This window comes from Dehalococcoidia bacterium, assembly GCA_025054935.1.
Lineage (GTDB): Bacteria > Chloroflexota > Dehalococcoidia > SpSt-223 > SpSt-223 > JANWZD01.
Genome location: JANWZD010000001.1, coordinates 629,891 through 649,107 on the forward strand (window position 1 = coordinate 629,891; position 19,217 = coordinate 649,107).

At 66.9% G+C, this 19,217-nt stretch carries 19 protein-coding genes and 1 riboswitch; of the genes, 10 read left to right on the top strand and 9 right to left on the bottom strand.

All coding sequences use genetic code 11. The features are described from left to right. Positions 1-65 precede the first annotated feature (65 nt). The 4 genes from NZ773_02815 (at position 66) to tenA (ending at position 3,845) form a co-directional block, all read left to right on the top strand. A complete protein-coding gene (locus NZ773_02815; GenBank protein ID MCS6800860.1) occupies positions 66-512 on the top strand; it encodes a hypothetical protein in 447 nt (148 codons plus the stop codon). Between the two features lie 440 nt (positions 513-952). Beyond that, positions 953-1,111: riboswitch (TPP riboswitch) on the top strand. A gap of 48 nt (positions 1,112-1,159) precedes the next feature. Beyond that, positions 1,160-2,512 (top strand): cytosine permease, encoded by a 1,353-nt coding sequence (locus tag NZ773_02820; GenBank protein ID MCS6800861.1) that lies wholly within the window; start codon positions 1,160-1,162, stop codon positions 2,510-2,512. A 5-nt stretch (positions 2,513-2,517) separates the two neighbouring features. After that, positions 2,518-3,180, top strand: a complete 663-nt coding sequence (locus tag NZ773_02825; protein ID MCS6800862.1) for a transcriptional regulator — start codon at positions 2,518-2,520, stop codon at positions 3,178-3,180. Beyond that, entirely contained in the window at positions 3,180-3,845 is a 666-nt protein-coding gene (gene tenA / locus NZ773_02830) for a thiaminase II (GenBank protein MCS6800863.1), read from the top strand. The genes NZ773_02825 and tenA overlap by 1 nt, the downstream gene beginning before the upstream one ends. 54 nt (positions 3,846-3,899) lie before the next feature. Here the strand turns inward: tenA and NZ773_02835 are convergent, their stop codons facing one another. The 8 genes from NZ773_02835 to NZ773_02870 form a co-directional block, all read right to left on the bottom strand. After that, positions 3,900-5,237, bottom strand: coding sequence for an MmgE/PrpD family protein (locus tag NZ773_02835; protein ID MCS6800864.1), 1,338 nt, complete (start codon positions 5,235-5,237; stop codon positions 3,900-3,902). A 436-nt stretch (positions 5,238-5,673) separates the two neighbouring features. Next, the gene (locus NZ773_02840; protein ID MCS6800865.1) at positions 5,674-6,651 is read right to left on the bottom strand and encodes a hypothetical protein; all 978 of its coding nucleotides are present in this window, start codon (positions 6,649-6,651) and stop codon (positions 5,674-5,676) included. 212 nt (positions 6,652-6,863) lie between these two features. Beyond that, positions 6,864-7,841 (bottom strand): glucokinase, encoded by a 978-nt coding sequence (gene glk / locus NZ773_02845; GenBank protein ID MCS6800866.1) that lies wholly within the window; start codon positions 7,839-7,841, stop codon positions 6,864-6,866. A gap of 15 nt (positions 7,842-7,856) precedes the next feature. Continuing rightward, positions 7,857-8,606, bottom strand: coding sequence for a 3-oxoacyl-[acyl-carrier-protein] reductase (gene fabG / locus NZ773_02850; GenBank protein MCS6800867.1), 750 nt, complete (start codon positions 8,604-8,606; stop codon positions 7,857-7,859). Then, on the bottom strand, positions 8,603-9,520 hold the full coding sequence (fabD, locus tag NZ773_02855) for an ACP S-malonyltransferase (protein MCS6800868.1): 918 nt from the start codon (positions 9,518-9,520) through the stop codon (positions 8,603-8,605). Before fabD ends, fabG begins: the two co-directional genes overlap by 4 nt. Positions 9,521-9,568: 48 nt before the next feature. After that, complete coding sequence (locus NZ773_02860) at positions 9,569-10,843, bottom strand: insulinase family protein (protein ID MCS6800869.1); 1,275 nt, start codon at positions 10,841-10,843, stop codon at positions 9,569-9,571. A gap of 148 nt (positions 10,844-10,991) precedes the next feature. Further along, positions 10,992-11,192, bottom strand: coding sequence for a hypothetical protein (locus NZ773_02865; protein ID MCS6800870.1), 201 nt, complete (start codon positions 11,190-11,192; stop codon positions 10,992-10,994). A gap of 118 nt (positions 11,193-11,310) precedes the next feature. Further along, positions 11,311-11,682 carry a hypothetical protein gene (locus tag NZ773_02870; protein MCS6800871.1) on the bottom strand — a complete coding sequence of 124 codons (372 nt, stop codon included), beginning with the start codon at positions 11,680-11,682 and terminating at the stop codon, positions 11,311-11,313. A 211-nt stretch (positions 11,683-11,893) separates the two neighbouring features. On the opposite strand from NZ773_02870, the gene rimI reads away from it, so the two are divergent. The 5 genes from rimI to purL are packed head-to-tail and all read left to right on the top strand — an operon-like array spanning position 11,894 to position 16,561. After that, positions 11,894-12,448, top strand: a complete 555-nt coding sequence (rimI, locus tag NZ773_02875) for a ribosomal protein S18-alanine N-acetyltransferase (GenBank protein MCS6800872.1) — start codon at positions 11,894-11,896, stop codon at positions 12,446-12,448. Continuing rightward, complete coding sequence (locus NZ773_02880; GenBank protein MCS6800873.1) at positions 12,445-13,233, top strand: SAM-dependent chlorinase/fluorinase; 789 nt, start codon at positions 12,445-12,447, stop codon at positions 13,231-13,233. Before rimI ends, NZ773_02880 begins: the two co-directional genes overlap by 4 nt. Next, positions 13,226-13,645 (top strand): hypothetical protein, encoded by a 420-nt coding sequence (locus tag NZ773_02885; GenBank protein ID MCS6800874.1) that lies wholly within the window; start codon positions 13,226-13,228, stop codon positions 13,643-13,645. The genes NZ773_02880 and NZ773_02885 overlap by 8 nt, the downstream gene beginning before the upstream one ends. A gap of 7 nt (positions 13,646-13,652) precedes the next feature. Then, positions 13,653-14,351: a phosphoribosylformylglycinamidine synthase subunit PurQ gene (gene purQ, locus NZ773_02890; GenBank protein MCS6800875.1), complete on the top strand. Its 699-nt coding sequence runs from the start codon at positions 13,653-13,655 to the stop codon at positions 14,349-14,351. Further along, on the top strand, positions 14,351-16,561 hold the full coding sequence (gene purL, locus NZ773_02895) for a phosphoribosylformylglycinamidine synthase subunit PurL (GenBank protein MCS6800876.1): 2,211 nt from the start codon (positions 14,351-14,353) through the stop codon (positions 16,559-16,561). The genes purQ and purL overlap by 1 nt, the downstream gene beginning before the upstream one ends. Before the next feature lie 270 nt (positions 16,562-16,831). Here the strand turns inward: purL and NZ773_02900 are convergent, their stop codons facing one another. Further along, positions 16,832-18,295, bottom strand: coding sequence for a helix-turn-helix transcriptional regulator (locus NZ773_02900; GenBank protein MCS6800877.1), 1,464 nt, complete (start codon positions 18,293-18,295; stop codon positions 16,832-16,834). 293 nt (positions 18,296-18,588) lie between these two features. On the opposite strand from NZ773_02900, the gene NZ773_02905 reads away from it, so the two are divergent. Continuing rightward, positions 18,589-19,217, top strand: a 629-nt coding sequence (locus NZ773_02905) for a hypothetical protein (GenBank protein MCS6800878.1), incomplete at its 3' end; no start/stop codon positions are given.

A 19,217-nucleotide genomic window follows, 5' to 3' on the forward strand; every position in this document is an offset into this window, starting at 1 on the left:
GCGCAACCAAGCGCACAATTGCTCGTTTTCTGTTGTAGAATGAGGGCGCGGGGCGAGGAAAAGCGATGAGCGGCCAAGCAGTCCAAAACGGCGCGCCAGTGCGGCGGACGCGACGACTACCGGTTGTTGTCTCGGCGCTCATCGCGGCGCTGACGGTATTCCTCGCCAGCCTGCCGGGCTCGCTGCTGTCTGCCCCCCAAAACAATGTCGCCCCCGCAGTTGAGAACGCCGCCGCAACGGAGCTTGGCCGCGCGCGGCAGGTGGCGCAGTTCGCGAGCAACTACCGGCCGGAGATCGACCCGATTATCCAAACCAGCGACGGCCGCTACGTCAAAGCGAGCAACTACCACGGCGTGCTCATTCACGGCGTCCGCTACTACTACCACCTCCCCGGCCATCCCAGCTACGACCCCATCGGCCGCGGGGAAGTGACGTGGAATGACGTCGTCATCAAAGAGCGCATCCAAGCGGCCGATGAATTCCTGATCATCGTCTACACCATCCCGCAGTAAGCGCCCTCTCTCCCGGCCAGCGCTGAGATGGTCCCGGCGCGCGCATAATGCGCGGCCGAGCAAGAAAGGACCGGCAGGCGCCGGGATCGATGCGCTTCTCTCGCCGACCGCCTCGCCGTCCTGCGGCAAGAGCGGGCGGCGTGGGCCCAGCGGCCAGAGCGCGCGCTGGGTTCGCGCTCGCGCTGTCGGCGCTGCCCCAGTCGGATGTGCCGGTCGCTTCCTGATCGCCTGTTCCCGACGGAAGAAGCGCGCCCCCCGCTCAATCTCGACGACGCGCGCTTTCCCGCCGGCACGGCTTGCGGAGCAGTTGGCCAGCCACCCGTGCGGCGCCGTGCTCAGCACGCAGGGCAGGGAAGCGCTGTTCGCGGCTTCGCCCTTCGCGGCGAATGTCCCGCCGCTTGCGTCAACCTGCTACACTCGCGCCAACAAGCGCATATCGGTCCAACCCGCGGGGGAGCGAGTAGCTGAGAGGCGGTTTCAAGACCACCAACCCCTTGAACCTGACCCCGGTAGAGCGGGCACACCCCGACCAGCCGGGTTCCGCCGCAGCGCGGCGGTACTCGTTAGGACGAGCGTAGGGAAGCGGGTTTTCGACGCCGGCGCGCCGGCGTTTCCCCCTCGGGGCCAACCGGAAAGGACGGCCTCGGATGACTCTTCTTGCCGCCGACGCCACGCCTGAACGGAGCGTGGCGCCGGTCCCTCCTTCGCGCCGCGTTCTCGGGCTTTGGGAAACGTTTGTCCTCTGGGCCGACCTTGGCGTCAGCTTTCTCGTCATGGTTGTCGGCATGTTTCTCGTGCCCGGCCTCGGCCTTGCGGAGGCGATCGCGGCGATCGTCATCGGCGCCGTGATCGGCAATGCCCTGCTCGGCTTAGCCGCGGCGATCGGTGCAGAGACGGGTGCTCCCACCATGGTGCTGCTGCGCGCTGTGCTCGGGATCCGCGGCTCCTACCTGCCGACCGCACTCAACATCCTCCAGCTGATCGGCTGGGCGAGCCTCGAAGTGATCGTCATGGCCCAAGCCGCCGAGACGGTGGCGACCCGGTTTCTGGGCATGCCGGCCGCCTATCCCCTCTGGGTAGCCATCTTCACGGCGATCACGCTGGCAATGGCGCTCTCCGGACCCATCGCCGTCATCAAGAAGTACCTTGCCCGCATTGCCATCTGGGCGGTGCTGGCAAGCGTGCTCTGGATCACTGGCGCCCTGATCACGAGCTTCGACCTCGGCGCAGCGCTGCGCGCGCCGGGAACGGGAACGCTCAGCTTCTGGCTTGCGGTCGACCTCGTTGTCGCAATGCCGATCTCCTGGTTTCCTCTCGTCGCCGACTACAGCCGCTTCACGCGGAGCCACGCCGCGGCGTTCTGGGGAACGTCGCTCGGCTATTTCGTTCCGCACGTCTGGTTCTACCTCCTCGGCGCCATGCTCGTTGTCTCGGCCGGTGTCGTCAGCGACCCCGCCGCGCCGATTGCGCCGCTGCTCGCCGGAATCGCTGGGCTGACGGCAGGATGGCTCGCGCTCCTCGCGCTCCTCGTCGGCGAGACCGACGAAGCGTTCGCCAACCTGTATTCGACCGCGGTCTCGGTCCAGAACCTCTTCCCGCGGGCGAACCAGCGTGTGCTCCTTCTTATCGGCGGCGGGATCGTCCTCCTCGTCGCGCTCGTGGTTCCTCTTGTCCAATACGAAAGCTTTCTGCTCCTGATTGGCGCCGCATTTATCCCCCTGCTTGGAGTGCTGCTCGCGGACTACTTCGTTCTGCGCGGCAGGCATTACCAAAGCGATGCGCTCTTCGCGGAGCGGGGGCCCTACTGGTATCAGGGCGGGCTGAACTGGGCCGCGATCATCGTCTGGGGTGTCGGCGCCGCAAGCTACCTGCTGATCGCCGGTCTGCCCGCTGCTGGCGTCAGCGGGCTCGCGCCGTGGCTCGGCGCCTCGCTGCCGAGCTTTCTGCTCGCCTTCGGGCTCTATACCATCGTCGGCCGCCTGGTGCCGGCCAAGGAGTGAACCGCATGAATGCCGCCGAGCTGATCCAGTCCATCCGGTCTGATCTCGCCGCAGTGGAGCGCCGCCTGACTGCTCATCCGTTCCTCGAGCGCGTCGAGCAGGGTGCTCTCCCTCAGGAGCAGCTGCGCCCGCTCGCGGGCGAGCAGTTTCACATCATTTCTGCCGACCTGCGCAGCGTTGCTCACCTGGTCAGCCGCTTTGGGGGCGGGAGCGCGCGCGACTTCTTTCTCGACGTGCTCGCCGGCGAGCGGACAGCGCTTGCCAAGCTGCTGACGTTCGCCGAGGCGCTCGGGATGAGCGCCCACGACCTTGCGCGCTACGAGCCGCTCCCCGCCGCCCACGCGTACACCGCCTACATGGCCTACTTGGCGCTCTACGCCTCAGACGCTGAGGTCGCCGCCGCCTATCTCGTCAATTTCCCCGCTTGGGGCAACTGCTGCGGCCGGATAGCGCGGGCGCTGCGCGCTCACTACGGCCTCAGCGAGGAGGAGACCGGCTTCTTCGACTTCTTCGCGACGCCGAACCCCGGCTTTGAACCGGCAGCACTCGCCATCATCCAAGCAAAGCTCGATGCCGGCTGGCCCGTCTTCCTCATCCGCCGAGCGGCGCGGCTGCTGCAAGGCTATGAGCTGATGTTCTGGGACGCGATGGAGGAGGCGACGCGATGATGCGCTTCAGCGACCAACTGCGCGCGCTCGCTGCGCCGATTTGGGAAGCTCAGCACGCCCACCCCTTCGTCCGCGGCATCGGCGACGGTTCGCTCCCGAAAGAGCGGTTCGTGGAGTGGGTCAAGCAGGACTACGTCTTTCTCATCGAGTATTGCCGCCTCTTCGCCTTCGCCGCGGGACGCGCGCCCGACTTCGAGACCCTCGTCGCCTTTGCCGACCTCCTCGCCGCCACCGCAAAAGGAGAGATGGAGCTGCATCGCCGCCTCGCCGGCGAGCTCGGCATCGCGGCCTCCGACCTCGAGGCGGTCGTACCTTCCCCTACGACGCGGGCATACACCGATTTTCTGATCCGCACAGCGACGACGGGCGACTTCGCAGAGCTTGCGGCCGCGCTTCTCCCCTGCATGTGGGGCTTCTCCGAGATCGGACAGCGCCTCGCCGCAAGCGGCCGGCCCGCCGACCGCCACTACGCGGCATGGATCGACAGCTACGCCGACCCTGAGTTCGCTAAGCTCGCCGAATGGTGCCGAACGCTCGTCGACCGGCTCGCCGAGGGAGCAGCGGCCGCCACCCGCGAACGGATGGCCAGCGCCTTCCTCACGTCCAGCCGCTATGAACTGCTGTTTTGGAACGCAGCGTGGTCGGCAGAACAGTGGCCCGCCTAACTCCGCGGCGCCGCCGTCGCCGGCTAGGCCGCTCTCGGCAGCGCTCCGCTCGCCTCACGGGCGAAGAAGGGGCGCGAGGTCGGCAACATTGCTGACCTGTTCGAGCGTCCACACGTGGTCGAGCAGCTGGGCGGCGCGCCCGCCGAGAACAGGAGCAGCGAGAGCGAGAAATTTCGCGCTGAGAGCCTCGTCGCTCAGCGGGTTGTCGGCTGTGCCGGAGGCGCGCGGAATAGCGCGCTCGCGCGTCGTCCCGTCCTGCAGGTGGAGAACGACGCGACATTCATCCTTGCGAAGCGAGTGGTCCGGCGTGAGCACCACGCGCCGACGGAGCGCGACGACCGCCGGGTCGCGGACCCGCTCGTCGGTGAACTGCTGTTTGCCCGCGGCGCCGTCGATCAGGCCGACCGCAGCGCAGTGATAGGCGCTGAACTTCCCTTCGAGGCCGCTCTGAGGCTCGCGCTGCCCCGTCACTTGGAGGACGAAGGGATTAACGAACGCCTCAACGCGGGCAACTGTCTCCGGCCGCACGCCCTCCGCCCGGAAGGCCACCATGGCATCGATAATCGGATGGGTGACGACGCCGCTGGCATAGGGTTTATAGCCGTTCTCCAGCAGCAGCCAGCGCTCGCCGAGCTGATCGGTCAGGCGATGCACCGCCCGGTCGCTCGCTGCGACATTGAGATAGCCTTGCGGATGCGTGAGCGGCTCTGACGCGCTGTCGAAGCCGGCCTCGGCGAGGAGAGCCGCACGCACGCCGGCCTCCGCTGCCTTGCCGCAGTGATAGGCCTTCGACATCGACCCGAGCATCGCGGTCACCCCTCCGCTGTGGGTGAGCGCGATGCCGACCGCGTGGACGAGCTGATCGGGGCGCAGTCCGATCATCGTGCCGACCGCCACCGCGCTTCCGACCGGCCCGACAGTAGCGGTGACATGCCAGCCGGCGAGATAGTGCTGACGCCCGAGCGCCATCGCGAGGCGGGCTTCGGCGTCGAAGCCGAGGACAAAGGCGCGCAGCAGCGCTCTTCCCGAGAGCTGCCGCGCCTCGGCAACGGCAAACGCCGCCGGCAAAACCGGCACGGTGCCGTGCAGGACGGTCTCTTCCGGGAGAAACGTATCGTCGAAGTCGAGGACGTGCTCCTGATGGCCGTTGACAAGCGCCGCAAGCTCAGCCGGAAGACGCTCCGGTCGTCCCCACACCTGGGCCTCGGGCCGCTCGCCGACCCGGCGCGCATACTGGAGGAGAATATCAGCGGAGGGGTGGTCGGCGCCGCCGAGGCCGACCCCAAGGCCATCGAGGATCGCGCGTTTCGCCTCGTGCACCGCCTCGGCCGGAATGGCCGCATAGCTCGTCTCGGCGTAGAAGCGCGCAAGGGCGGCGGTGACACCATCCATTTTGGCTGCTCCAGAGCAGAAGGATCGAGACGCCGGTCGCAAGCGGAGGCGATGCTCAGCGGTCCGAGCAGACAAGCCACGGCAGCGCCGAGCTCAGGGGCGACGTCCCGCGCTGCTGCCTCGAAGGTCATCGCCCCTGCTGCCCGCGCCGTCATTCTCCGGGGCGCCGCGCGGAGTGCCGAGAGGCCTCGGCAGCAAGAAGCGCGGCGCCCACAGCGCCAGGATCGAGCCAGCAGGCTGCTGGCCAGCCGTGACGGCCGGACGCGGCGGGGGATCACCTCAATCTGGAGCAATGCGGCGGCAGCGAGGACCGCGCAAAGCGCGAGAACGCGTCGAACTGTCTGCTCCTTCTGGCCGTGACCGCTCCCCATTGCGCGATCATACGCAGTCATCTCGGTGCGAGCAACCGGGCGGAACGGGGACGGGTGCTGTCTGCTCACCCCGCCAGCAGACGAAAGACCACCACTGCGGGACCATTGCGGGTCCGCCGAGCGAGCACCCCTGCTGCCAGAGCGGGGGCCAGAGCGGAGGCCGCCGCCGCGACGGGGGAGAGGCCGGTCGGGCGGGCGACGGCCGCGATCGCCGCGCTGCACGCTGCGGTCAGCAGCAGCGGAACCGCAGCGCCTATTCGCCGTTCGAGGCAGGGCAGCAGCCACAGCCGCAGGAACACCTCTTCCGCTACGAGGCGGGTCGCCGCCAGCCCAACGAGGGGGACGAGGAGCCGCCCGAGCGCAGCGGTCTGCCCCCCAATCACGAGCGAGAGGATCACCCCCGCAGCCGCGGCGGCAACGAGCACCAGCGCGACGCTGCGCAGCGCCCCGAGGAGCGAGGCGATCTCCTCGAGCGGCGGAAGACGGCGCGGCAGCAGCAGCGGTCGCACGGCGAGCAGCACGCCGATCACGAGGGACGCGACGGTTGCGGCGACGAGAGCGGTCACCGGTCCTGAGAAGAGCGCAAACGCGCCTGCTCCCGCCGCAAGCTGGACCAGCAGGAGCAGCAGGAGCCCCCCGCTCCCTCCTTCCCGCCGCAGCACCGCTGCTCCAAACAGGGAAAAGTAGCTGGCAGCCGCAATGGCAACCATACCCCACGGTTGGCCATTCGACTGCGCGGCGATGAACGTCGTGGCGGCAGCGGCAAGGACCAGCCCGCCGATAACCGGCCAGAGCGGCCGCGCCGGCGCCGGCAGCGGCGTGGCCGGCACTGCCCAGTGGAACAGCCCTACCCAGACGACGAGCGACGCCGCCGGAAGCCCAAATTGCTGAATGATGGCAACTCCATCACGGCTCCCTGCCGCTTCGACCGCCGCAAGCATCCCTACTGCGCCCAGCGCCCCGACCGTTGCCGCCAGCGCAGGGTCGAACGGCAGCGAGAACGGTAGCGCCGCGCGGCGAAAGGCACGATGAACGATGAGCATCTCACCTCGCTGAAAGACGCGACCCCCTCGTCTGCAGCTAAGCAGGCGAGGGCAGGCTCACTTTATCGAGCAGCCAAGCTGGCTACCAGCAGATAGCGAGAGGCTGCAGCGAAACGCTGGTGGCGGGGCGCAGCGGGGGTGATGCTCCGTATTCGGACGGCATTCAGCGGCGAAGGCAGCATTTGAGGACGCGCGCCGCGAGAGGACGCGAGCTAGCGCTCGAGAGCGGCATAGGCGGCGCCGAGCAGCCCCACCTTCGGATTGGTGATGATGCTGACGGGAATGCGCTCGAGCAGCGCCGCAAGGCGCCCTTTGCTGCGGAAGCCGGGCAGCACCCGCTCTGCGGTGAGCACCGACAGAAGGCGAAGGGAAAGCCCGCCGGCGAAGTAGAGACCGCCTGTTGCGAGCACTTTGAGCGCCAAGTTGCCGGCTTCTGCTGCCAGGATATCGACAAAGAGGTTCAACGTGTCGAGACAGATCTGCGGTGGGTCTTCTTGGAGCGCGGCGTTGAGAATGATCGGGGTCGGGTCGGCGGCGGCAGCGAGACGAGCGTGGAGCCACGGCGGCTCCGGCGCGCCGCGGGCGCGGAGAAAGGCATAGAGGTTCGGGATGCCGCGTCCCGAGCAGACATCCTCGTACGACACGTGCGCGCCATCCCGCCCGAGCCACGCAAGCAGGGCCGCTTGGAGATCGTTGGTCGGCGCGAAATCGCAATGCCCGCCTTCCGAGGGATGCGCGATATAGCGTTCGCCGTTCCAGATGAGAAACGCCTCGCCGAGCCCGGTTCCGGGCGCGATGACGGCGACCGTGCCGCCTTTCTCGGGCTGGCCCGCGGCAAGCGGCTCACTGTCGTCAGCAGTCAGGTGGGGAAGCGCCGTCGCGATCGCTTCGAGATCGTTGATCAATCGAACCTGCCGCAGCCGCAGCGCCGCTGCAAGCGCCTCCTCCCGCAGCACCCACCCCAAGTTCGTGATGGTTGCCGTTCCGGCGACGACCGGCCCCGCGACCCCGAAGCACGCGGCCCGCAGCCTAGCCGGATGCGCGGCGAGAAACTGCTGCACCATCGCTTCGAGGCTCGGAAACTGGCTGGTGGAGAAGCTCGCCGCGGCGACGGGCTCGCGCGGCCCTTTCGCGGGATCGATAAGGGCAAGGTCGGTCTTCGTCCCTCCAAGGTCGCCGGCTAAGAGCATCGCCCCCCTCGCACGCTACATTGCCAGCCCGCCGTCCACCGGGATCGTGACGCCGGTAAGATACCCCGCGGCGTCGCTTGCGAGGAAGAGGGCGACGGCCGCGACCTCGTGCGCGGCGCCGAATCTGCCGAGCGGGATCTGCTGGAGGACAGCAGTCCGCTGCTGCTCGCTGAGTGTCTCGGTCATGCCGACATCGATGAAGCCGGGAGCGATTGCGTTAACAGTAATGCCGCGTGAGCCCACTTCGCGCGCAAGCGCTTTTGTCAGCCCAATGATGCCCGCCTTGGCGGCAGCATAGTTCGCTTGGCCGGCATTGCCCCTCAAACCGACAACGCTCGTCATGTTGATGATCCGGCCGCTGCGGCGGCGGATCATCGTCCGCAAGGCGGCTTTCGAGCAGAAGAAGGCGCCTTTCAGGTTCGTATCTACAACGGCGTCCCACTCCTCTTCCGACAGCCGGAGCGCCAGCGTGTCGCGGGTGATCCCGGCGTTGTTGACGAGGATATCGATCGTGCCGAAGGCGTCGACCGTCTGCTGAACCGCCCGCTCCGCTTCGGCGGGCTGAGCGACATCGCCTTGAACGAGGATGGCCGACCCGCCAGCCGCTCGAATGCGGTCCGCGGTTTCAGCTGCCTGCTCAGCATTGACCGCGTAGCCGACTGCAACCGAGGCGCCGGCTTCGGCAAACGCGATCGCAATCGCGCGGCCGAGCCCGCGCGACGCTCCCGTCACAAGCGCCGCTTTGCCCGCCAGCGACAACTTCATGACGCCCCCTTGCCAAGGACAGTTTCCACCGGGTTTTCGGCGATGAGATGCGGGGCGGTGCGTTTCGCGAGGCCGCAGAGGACCGTGCCCGTTCCGATCTCATACAGCTGTGTCACGCCATTCTCCGCCAGCACCTCGATAGTACGCTGCCAGCGAACGGGGCGGGTCAGCTGGTCGACTAATTCGCGGCGGAGGTCGGCGGCGGCGCGCAGCGGCGCCGCATCGACATTGGCGATCAGCGGCGGGTCGGCATCGGCGATCGGGGTTGTTGCGATTGCGGCGGCTAATCCCTCCGCCGCCGGACGCATGACCGACGAATGGAACGCAGCCGATACATTCAAGGGGATGACGCGCCGCGCGCCGCGGTCGCGGGCGAGCGCGCTTGCCCGCTCAACCGCTGCTCTCGGTCCGCTGATGCCGATCTGACCGGGAGCATTGACATTGGCGATCTCCGCGCCGGTCTCAGCGCAAATCGCGGCGACAGTCGCCTCATCCAGCCCGAGCACCGCCGCCATCGTTGAGGGACACGCCTCGCCGCACGCCTGCATCAGCTCGCCTCGCCGACGCACGAGCCGCAGCGCATCGGCGAAGGTGAGCGCGCCGGCGACGACAAGTGCTGAATACTCTCCTAAGGAATGGCCCGCGACAAAGCGCGGCGGCTCTGCGGGCCAGAGGCCATCCTCCACCCCGGCGCGCCACGCTGCCACGCTGCTCACCAGAAGCGCGGGCTGCGCGTTCGCGGTTGCCGTCAGGGCCTCTTCCGGCCCTTCCCAGCAGAGGCGGGACAGCGGGAAGCCGAGAATCTCGTCGGCCTCGGCGAAGACACGGCGCGCCGCCGGCGAGACCGCCGCGAGCTTGGCGCCCATCCCGACCGTCTGGGAGCCTTGGCCAGGAAATACATAGGCAATGGTCATACCGCGGCCTTTCGCGAGTGAGATGTCGGGCGCGAGAGGGGAGGCACGCTAAGCGAGGGTGAGGAGAGACCGGAAACGCTCCTCACTCCGGTAGGCGCCCACAACCGCCAGATTGAGCCGCTCGTCGCGGAACAGCTCGTTCGCAACTCGGTGGAGATCGTCGCGAGTGATCGTATCAACGATCCGGACGATGTCGTCGGCCGTCATGATCTCGCCCAGCAGCAGCTCCTGATTGCCGTACGAGCTTGAGACGGCGCGGGTATCTTCAAGGCGGAGGAGCAGCCGCCCCTTGACGAGGTCTTTCGCCTTCGCGAGTTCCTCTTCTCCAACCGGCTCGCGCGCAAGGCGGCTGAGCTCTCGGAGAAGAGCCGCAATCGCTGCGTCGACCCGCTTCGGGTCGACGCCGGCATAAATCGTGAGCGCCCCCGTGTCTTGGAAGCGGCTGACGTAGCTGTGCACATCATAGGCGAGGCCGAGGTTTTCGCGGATCTCGAGAAACAAGCGGCTGCTCATGCCCTCGCCGAGGATGACGTTGATCAAGTCAAGCGCATAGCGGTCAGGGTGGCGCGCATCGAGCGCCCGGACGGCGATCGAGAGATGCGCTTGCTCGGTCTTCTTGGACAACACTTTCAGCCGAGGAGCAGTTTGTCCGTCGAGAGCAGGGAACATCGGCGCAACGGCATGCGGCGCCCAGTCGCCGAGGTAGCGCTCAGCAAGCGCAACGACCTCGGCATGATCAACATTTCCGGCAACTGAGACAACAGTGTTGCCCGGACTGTACTGGCGAGCGACGTAGGCGATCTGCTCGTCACGCGTGATTCGCGAGACGGTCTCCTTCGTCCCCGCGATGTCTCGACCGAGCGGCTGGTCGGGCCAGAGCACTTCATCGATCAGCAGGTCCACCAACTGCTGCGGGGAGTCGTGGACCATGTTCAGCTCTTCGATGATGACTTTGCGCTCCTTCTCGAGCTCGACTGGGTCGAACCGGGAGTGCCGCACCATATCGACAAGACAGTCGAACGCGCGCTCAAATGCCGGTCGCGGCACTTTCGCCCAGTAGACCGTCAGTTCGCGGTCAGTTGCGGCGTTGATGATGCCGCCGACACGCTCGACTTCCTCTGTCACCTCGCGGGGGGTCGGGCGGCGCTCGGTGCCCTTGAACAGCATATGCTCGACAAAGTGCGAGATGCCGGCGACCTCGTCCGGCTCATAGCGCGAGCCGGCGCCGACGAAGATCGAGACTGTCGCGGAGCGAGTATGCGGCATCGGCGCAGTGATAATGCGCAAGCCGTTCGCCAACACGCTCTTGTGGTACATCGTCATCCGTTCGCGGGTACTACCACTATGATGATAACCGACACACTGCGCGCAGCCTTTGGGCAGCCAGCGCGCCCTTCAGCGGCGCGCGCTGGCGCGTTCGCCGGCGGAGCGCGGCGCTTGCCGAGCGCCTTCCGCGTCACTCAGCGCGGCGCTAACAGGTGCCGTACTTGATCAGCAGGCGCGCTGCCTCTGCCTCGTCAATCTCAAAGGGAATGCGCCGGCGGCGCAAGTCGGCGACCCCCTCAGCATCGAGCTGGCGGGCCACGCCGTCGACGATGACGGTCAGCGGATAGTTCTCGTCGTGATCGAAGATTGCCGCGGCATCCTGCAGGCTCATTTCCGTCGATTTCATCGGCTGCGTCCAACTGGCACGAGTGTCGCGCTTGCGTCCCCTCGCCCGCCCGGCGGACCTGACCGGAGCGGGCGCGCTCACCGCGCAAGGGGTCGGGCAGTCCGCCGCGGGAGGCGGCTCACGATGATGCCGGCGCGAGGGCCCGCCCCACGGGCCGGGACCAAACGCCGGCGACGGCGCGGCGAGCAGCAGCATCAAGGGCCGCGCGGATCTCGCTGTCGAGCGCGAGAAGCGTGTCCTGGTCAAGCATCTCGACGGTCAGCGTTGTCTCGCCGATGCCGGCAAGCGCGCGCAGGATAGCCTCGACCCGTTGAGAGGCGCGCGTCGGGCGATCGAGGTCGCCGAATGGCGCCACGACGATCTCCGTCCCGCTTCCACCGCACGATGGGCAGCGCCACGTCTCGTCAAGGAGGCCGGAGCGATCAACCCATTCATAAGAATAATACTGGGATCGATGGCGGCAGGTCGTGCAGCGAACGATGCTGGTCATGGGCGCCCTCCTGCGGCAGCGCATGCAGCCGACAGACAGTCAGCTTCCGCCGGCGACATTGCCGGCGGCTTAAAGGCAATATACTACCGCAAATTCCTGCTGAGCGACCCGAATTTCGGTCATCGCCTCGTCAGCGCTGCTCCCTCGCTCGGCAGGTGAGGCGAGCGAGCGCCGTGGTAGAATTAGGCAGCCCCGCTTGCTGTTGGAGAGCATGTCGCTTCGCATCGACCCCCTTCGCGTTGCCGACCTTCCCGAGATCGAGGAGATCGAGCGCCAGTCGTTCCCCACGCCGTGGCCGCGGAGCGCCTACGCGCGCGAGCTTGAGAACAGCTTCGCGCGGTACTTTGTCCTCCGCGCTTTCGACGGCGAGGGCCGCCCCGCACGGATAGTGGGGGTGGCCGGTCTCTGGGTCGTGGCCGACGAGGCGCATCTGATGACGATCGCCGTGCGTCCTGAAGAGCGCGGGCGCGGGTATGGCGAGTGGCTGCTGCTCCACGCGATCGAGACGGCGATCGCCGCCGGCGCAGAGATGCTGACGCTTGAAGTCCGAGAGACGAACACCATCGCCCAACGGCTGTATCAGAAGTACGGCCTGCAGGTGGAAGGACGTCGGAAGAACTACTACGCGGAGATCGGAGAAGACGCGCTGGTGATGACCGTGCGCGGGCTGACCGGCATCCCCTACCGGCAGCAGATTGCCGCGCGTCGCGCCGCGCTCGAAGAGCGGATCTTTGCCCAGCCCGCAGTTTCTGGCAGTCAAGCATGACCGTCGTGGCATTTCTCTCCGATTTCGGGCTCGAGGACCACTACGCCGCGGCGATGAAAGCAGAAGTGCTCCGCCGTGCCCCGCACGCTGTTCTCGTCGACATTACCCATCTCATTCCGCCGCAGAATATCGCCCGCGGCGCCTACGAGCTGTCCTGCGTGCTGCCCTCCTTCCCCGACGAGACGATCGTCGTGGGGGTGGTCGACCCGGGCGTCGGGACTGACCGCCGGCCGCTCGCGCTGCGCCTTCGGCGGGGCATTCGGCTGATCGGACCGGACAACGGGCTGTTCAGCCGGGCGGTGCTTGAGGATGGCGGACAGCTCGTCCAGGGCCAGGTGACGCTCGGCGCTGGGCAGGCCGGCTACGTGCTGGATGCCTCCCGCATCGCTTCGCGGCTGAGCGCAACGTTCCACGGGCGGGACCTGTTTGCGCCGGCCGCCGGACTGCTCGCTGCCGGCACGCCGCTCGAGCGCCTCGGGACGCCAACGACCGCGATCTTGGCGCTCCCGATCCTTGAGGGAGACCGCGTTCTCGCTGTCGACCGTTTCGGGAACGTGATTACCTCCGTCCGGCCAGAGCCGAATGTCGAGTACGAGGTGGTCATCGGGGACCAGCGGATCGTCGGCCTGCGCCGTACCTACGCCGAGGGCCAAGGACTGCTCCTTCTCACGAGCAGCAGCGGCTACCTCGAGATCGCTGTCCCGGGGGCGAGTGCTGCCGCCCTGCTCGGGCTGGGACCAGGTGACCGGATCACCGTCATCCGACGTGAGAAAGCGCGTGATTGAGACCCTTGCTGAACTGCGGGCGACCGAGACGCCGGGGCTGCCCTTCCGCATCCGGCTGACCGAGGCAGATGCGGTCGACCTGATCACGCGGCAGGCGGCGCAAGGCGCGCCGCTGCCGGTGAGCGGGATAGCGCTCGAACTCCGCCCTCAGGCGGTCACCCTCTCGCTCGAGGTTAGCGTGATCGGGATGGCGATGACCGTTCATGTTCGGGGACTTCCTCGGCTTAAGGAAGAACGCCTCATTTTCGAATTCCACGAAATGCGGTTGAACGGGTCGCCAGCACCTCCCTTTCTCCAGCATCAGGTCGTCCAGCAGGTGAACGAGCGGCTCGCCCCCGACGCCCTGCCTCTCGTCATCGACAGTGTCGAGATCGGCGAGGGATGGGTCGTGCTCAGCGGCCGCACGAAATAGAGGAGCTATGCGCTTTGGAGTTGTTGTCTTCCCCGGCACGTGGAGCGACCGAGACTGCGAGTATGCGCTGGCGCACTGCCTCGGGCAATCTGTGCGGTTCGTCTGGCACCAGGAGCGAGACCTCACGGGGCTTGATTGCGTCATTCTGCCGGGCGGCTTCTCCTATGGAGACTATCTGCGGCCGGGGGCGATCGCCCGCTTCTCGCCAGTCGTCGACGCTGTTCAGGAGTTCGCCGCGCGGGGCGGGCTGGTCATGGGGATCTGCAACGGCTTTCAGATCCTCTGCGAGGCCGGCCTGCTGCCAGGTGTGCTCATCCGCAATCAGGACCTCCAATTCCACTGCGAATGGGTCCACCTGCGAGTGGAGCGGGCAGATACGGCCTTCACTAACGCGGCCCGCCAAGGACAGGTGCTCCGGATCCCGATTTCCCATGGCGAAGGCAACTATTTCGCCGACCCAGAAACTCTCGCCCGCCTCGAAGCGAACGGCCAAGTGCTCCTGCGCTACTGCGACCCCAGCGGCGCCGTTGTCCCCGCTGCGAACCCGAACGGGTCGGTAAACAACATCGCCGGCGTGATGAACGAGCGCGGGAACGTCTTCGGCATGATGCCGCACCCCGAGCGCTGCTGCGAGCCGCTGCTTGGCGGCGTCGACGGCAACCTGCTCTTTGAGTCGATCATTCGCGCCGGGGTGGGAGCGCGGTAATGGCCATCGACCCGACGGCGCTCGCTGAAGTTGCGCTCACCGAGAACGAATACCAGCGGATTGTCGCTCGGCTTGGACGCGAGCCGAACGCTCTCGAGCTGGGAATTTTCGGCGCGATGTGGTCTGAGCACTGCGGCTACAAGCATTCAAAGCCGCTCCTCCGCCAGCTTCCGAAGCGGTCTGCTGCGACGCGCGTGCTGGTCGAAGCGGGGGAAGAGAATGCCGGCGCGGTCGACATCGGCGAGGGTCTGGCGGTGGTATTCAAAGTCGAGTCGCATAACCATCCCTCAGCCATCGAACCGTATCAAGGCGCCGCAACCGGTGTCGGCGGTATTGTCCGCGACATCTTCACGATGGGAGCGCGCCCGATCGCTCTCCTGAACTCGCTCCGCTTCGGTCCGCTCGATGACCCGCGCAACCGCTATCTCTTCCACGGCGTGGTCGCCGGGATCTCGGGCTACGGCAACTGCCTCGGCATTCCCGACGTCGGCGGCGAGATCCAGTTTGGGCGCCCCTACTCCGGCAACCCGCTTGTCAACGCGATGTGCGTCGGGCTCGTCCGCCAGCAGGATCTCATCCGAGCGCGAGCAAGCGGCGCCGGCAACACGCTGCTGCTGGTCGGCGCCGACACAGGCCGCGACGGCATCCATGGCGCAACGTTCGCCTCAGCCGACCTCGACGAGACAGCAGCCGAGCGGCGGCCGGCCGTGCAGGTAGGCAACCCCTTTCTCGAAAAACTGCTGCTGGAGGCGTGTCTTGAGGTGCTCGGCAATCCCGCCGTCGTCGGCATGCAGGACCTCGGCGCTGCCGGGCTGACGAGCGCCACGGTCGAGTCGGCAGCAAAAGGCGGCGCGGGGGTCGAGATCGACGTTGCCCTTGTGCCGCGCCGCGAAGAAGGGATGACCCCGTATGAGGTGATGCTGTCAGAGTCCCAAGAGCGGATGCTCGTCATTGTTCGTGCGGGACACGAAGCCGAGGTGATCCGGGTGTTCGAGCGCTGGGGTCTGCACGCCGCCCCTGTCGGCAAGGTAACCGATACCGGCCGGCTCGTTGTCCGAGAGGGCGAGCAGATCGTTGCCGACCTGCCGATCGCGGCGCTTGTCGACCCGCCGCAGTATCGCTACGACGTGCGCGCGCCGGCGTATCTCGCCTCTGTCCACCAGCTGGAGGTTGCGGCGCTGCCAGCACGCGCTCCGAGCGCCGACCTGCTCGACCTGCTCGGCTCCCCCAACATCGCCAGCCGCCGGCCGGTTTACCGCCAGTACGACCACCAAGTGCAGAACAATACGGTCGTCCTGCCCGGCGAGGGAGACGCGGCGGTGCTGCGCATCAAGGGAACCCGACGCGGCATCGCGCTCAGCATCGACGGCAACGGCCGGCACTGCTACCTTGACCCCTTTGCCGGCGGCGCGCGCGCGGTCGCTGAGGCGGCCCGCAACGTTGTCTGCGCCGGTGCGCGGCCGCTTGCGCTGACAAACTGCCTTAATTTCGGCAACCCGGAGCGCCCCGAGATTTACTTCCAGCTCGCCCAGGCGATCGCCGGCATGGCGGCGGCCTGCGAGGCGCTCGATTTGCCGGTCGTCTCGGGGAACGTCTCGCTCTACAACGAAAGCGAGCAGGGCGCCGTCTACCCCACGCCGATCGTCGGCGTTGTCGGGCTTCTCGACGAGATCGACCAGCGTCTGACCGCGGCCTTCCAGCGTGAAGGCGACCTCGTTCTGCTCATCGGCGACCTCGACCCGGGGCTGGACTCTCTCGCAGGCTCAGAGTGGCTTGAGCTCCGCCACGGGCTCGTCCGAGGACGGCCGACAATCGACCTGGCACGCGAGCGCGCCGTCCAGCAGACGGTTCTCGAAGCGGCGCGCGCCAAGCTGCTCGCGTCAGCGCACGACTGCTCCGATGGCGGGTTAGCGGTCGCGCTGGCAGAGTCGTGCATTCTCGGCAATGTTGGTCTCGCTGCTCCGATCGCGCTCCCGTCACGGCCGGAGGGCGTCCTCTTCGGCGAGGCAGCCTCCCGCATCGTCGTCTCAACTCGGCCCGAGCATGCCGACCGCGTCCTTGCGCTCGCTGCTGCCCAGGGCGTGCCTGCCACCATCCTTGGAACCGTCGGGGGCGATTCGCTGACGCTAGGCGAGATCATCCATCTTCCACTCACCGAACTGCGTGATCGCTGGGAGAACGGGCTCCGCCGCGCGCTCAGTCAAGGCTAGAACGCGGCTTCTGCCGCGGCTGTCCAATCCGCTGGCACTGCGGCGCGAGCGTCCTCCTCACCGCGGAGAGGACACCAGACCCAGCCCTTCCCTCTTCCGGCAGGAGAGCGCCGGCAGCGGCGCTCTTCCCGACAAGCCGGCTCATTCGAGGTGCCGATACTGAAGCGCTGAGACACCGCGCTCGCTGATGACTTCGGTCAAGCAGCGCGAACAGGAGAGGAAGTGCTTCGAGGGATAGCTGCGTTTGCCCCTGCAATGGGCGGCGCGGCGTTAGCGCTGGTCGTCGGCGGGGTGAGCGAACGTTTGGAGCAACAACTCCTGCCGATTGCGGGCGCCTGTCTTTCGGTAGATGCTCCGGACGTGGCTCTTGAGGGTATTCCGCGATATTCCCAGGGTGTCGGCAATCTCGTCCCACTTTTGACCGTTCAGCAGCAGAAGAGCGACATCCAGTTCACGGTCGCTCAGCCCGAAGCGCTTGAGCCGGCTCGCCATCCCCTCGTTGGAGCCAGCAGCGGAAAAGTCAACGCTCGTCTCTGACCCGTTGCCCAGGTCGAGCTCACTGTTCCCCTCCGGCGAGGCAGGAGCCGTCCGAACCGGAGATGGCGGCCGCGACCATCCCGAACGGCTTATGACAAACGGACTGATTGCGCCGGCGGTCAATAATGCGGTGACGGTCACCCCATGACCGACGAGACGGCCAATCGCAGTGTCAGCGCTGAGCATTCGGCCGATTGCTAGACCGAGAGCGAGACTGGCGACGACCGACACCAGTCCGACGGCGAACGCCCTGCGCTCGCCGACATCGACAGCAAGATCGGCAAGGGTGGTCCAGAGAAAGATCCCGGCGAAGATCACCCCGACGCGGGTGAGCCCGCGCACCATCATGCAGAGAGAACAATCATCAGAAATGATAAACAGCGAGAGGGAGACGCCAAGCAGCAGCGGCGCCAGCAGTGCGATAACATACCGCCGCGATCCTTCTGCGAGTGCAGCCACACTGAGGACGGCCACAACGGACGCGACAAAGATAACCGGCGGCTCGCTCCCCGCATGAAGAACAGAGGGGTACGTCAGCCCGAGAAGCATTCCGACCGCAAAAAACACGCTCGCCTCAAACCCGGCAAAGCTGAGGAGATAGGAACGGTCGGCCATCCTCCCAGCGCGGACGAACGGCGCGATGGCACCTTGCGGACGAATGCCCGCTGCTGGCCATGCTATGCTGGCGCCGAGGGCGACGATGGCCATGATCGTCAGCATCGCTAGCGGCGGGAGCGGCCACGCTCCGAGTAGGTAGAAGACTGAGGAGCAGCATACCGCCGCTATGCCGGTGACGCGAGTGCGCTCCCCCTCGGGAACAGCGCGAACCAGCCCTACGCCCACCGCGATCGAAAAGGGAGCAGAGAGGCCGCCTAAAAGAAGAAAGAGGAGAACGCGGCTCTGCTCTGGCACCATCACGCTCAGCGGCGTGAGGAGCGCGCAGAGCATAAGCGCCGGTCGCGCAAACCGGACGAGGCGCTCCTCACGACCAACAGCGGGGATCACGAACAGACCAAGCGCATGCCCTCCTAGAAAGCCGAGCGTGAGGCCAAGCGCCACCGCCCGCTCTGTCACCAGTGTTTGAACGAGGGGACCAAGGAACGAGAGCACAAATGCCCAGCTCAACAAGCCACCGAAGGCGAGCGATAGGCGCAGCGACACCGGCGATACTCGAAAGGTGCCCACATCTCCCCTCATGCTCACACGATATCCGACCGCCCGCTGACAAACCACTGCCGCACCAGCCAGCCTCCACTACTTTCACCCCAGGGGCAATCCCACCGAGAGCATCCCCATTTGGCTCACCCTTTTGGGTGATTTTTCCTCTCCCCTCCCACTTTCACCCCACAGGGTGATTGCAAGAACCACCCCCCCTCCTCATGCTCCAAACTGCCATCGACTTGCACGTCGCTCGAGGTCACTGCCCCCGACCGGCTACCCAGTCATGGCCACAACCTTCCCGCGCGCCCCAGCAACCAGAGGAGACCGCCATGCGCTCACCCCGTCTTCGCCTGACCGCTTCCCTCACCATCCTGCTCGCCCTCCTCCTCACCCTCCTCTCCACCAGCGCTCCCGCCGCCCGCGCCGACAGCCCCCCACGGCTGTTCTTCCCCCTCGTCTCTACCCACGAACCCCCGCTCCAGAGCAGCCCAAACGAGCCACCCACCGACGGCATCCTCCTCCCACCACCAAAAAGCGGCCTCGCCTTCCCCCAGCCCTCCCGCCTCGTCGGCTCCCCCGCCGCCGGCGCCGCCCTCCTCGCCAACGACCGCGCCGAGCGCGTCGTCATCGCCCCCAACTCCTTCACCATCCGGCCCGGCGAGGAGCGCCTCCTTGGCGTCTGGGTCGCCGATGAGGCCGGCAACCGCTTCGCCGGCGACCCCAGCTACCTCGACCTGCTCCTTTACAACCCCGCCGGCTACGACGTCAGCTGGGCAGGCCCCGGCCAGCTGCGGGTGAAAGCACCCGACAGCTTCCGGAGTGACCTGCTGGTGATCAATGTTCGCCGCAAGGACATGGAGGAAGGCCGCCGCTTCATCAACGGCCTTGCGAACGCGACGATGGTGGTGCCCACGCCAGAGGCCGTGGTCCTGCCGGAGGCAGTTGTGGGGCTGCCGAG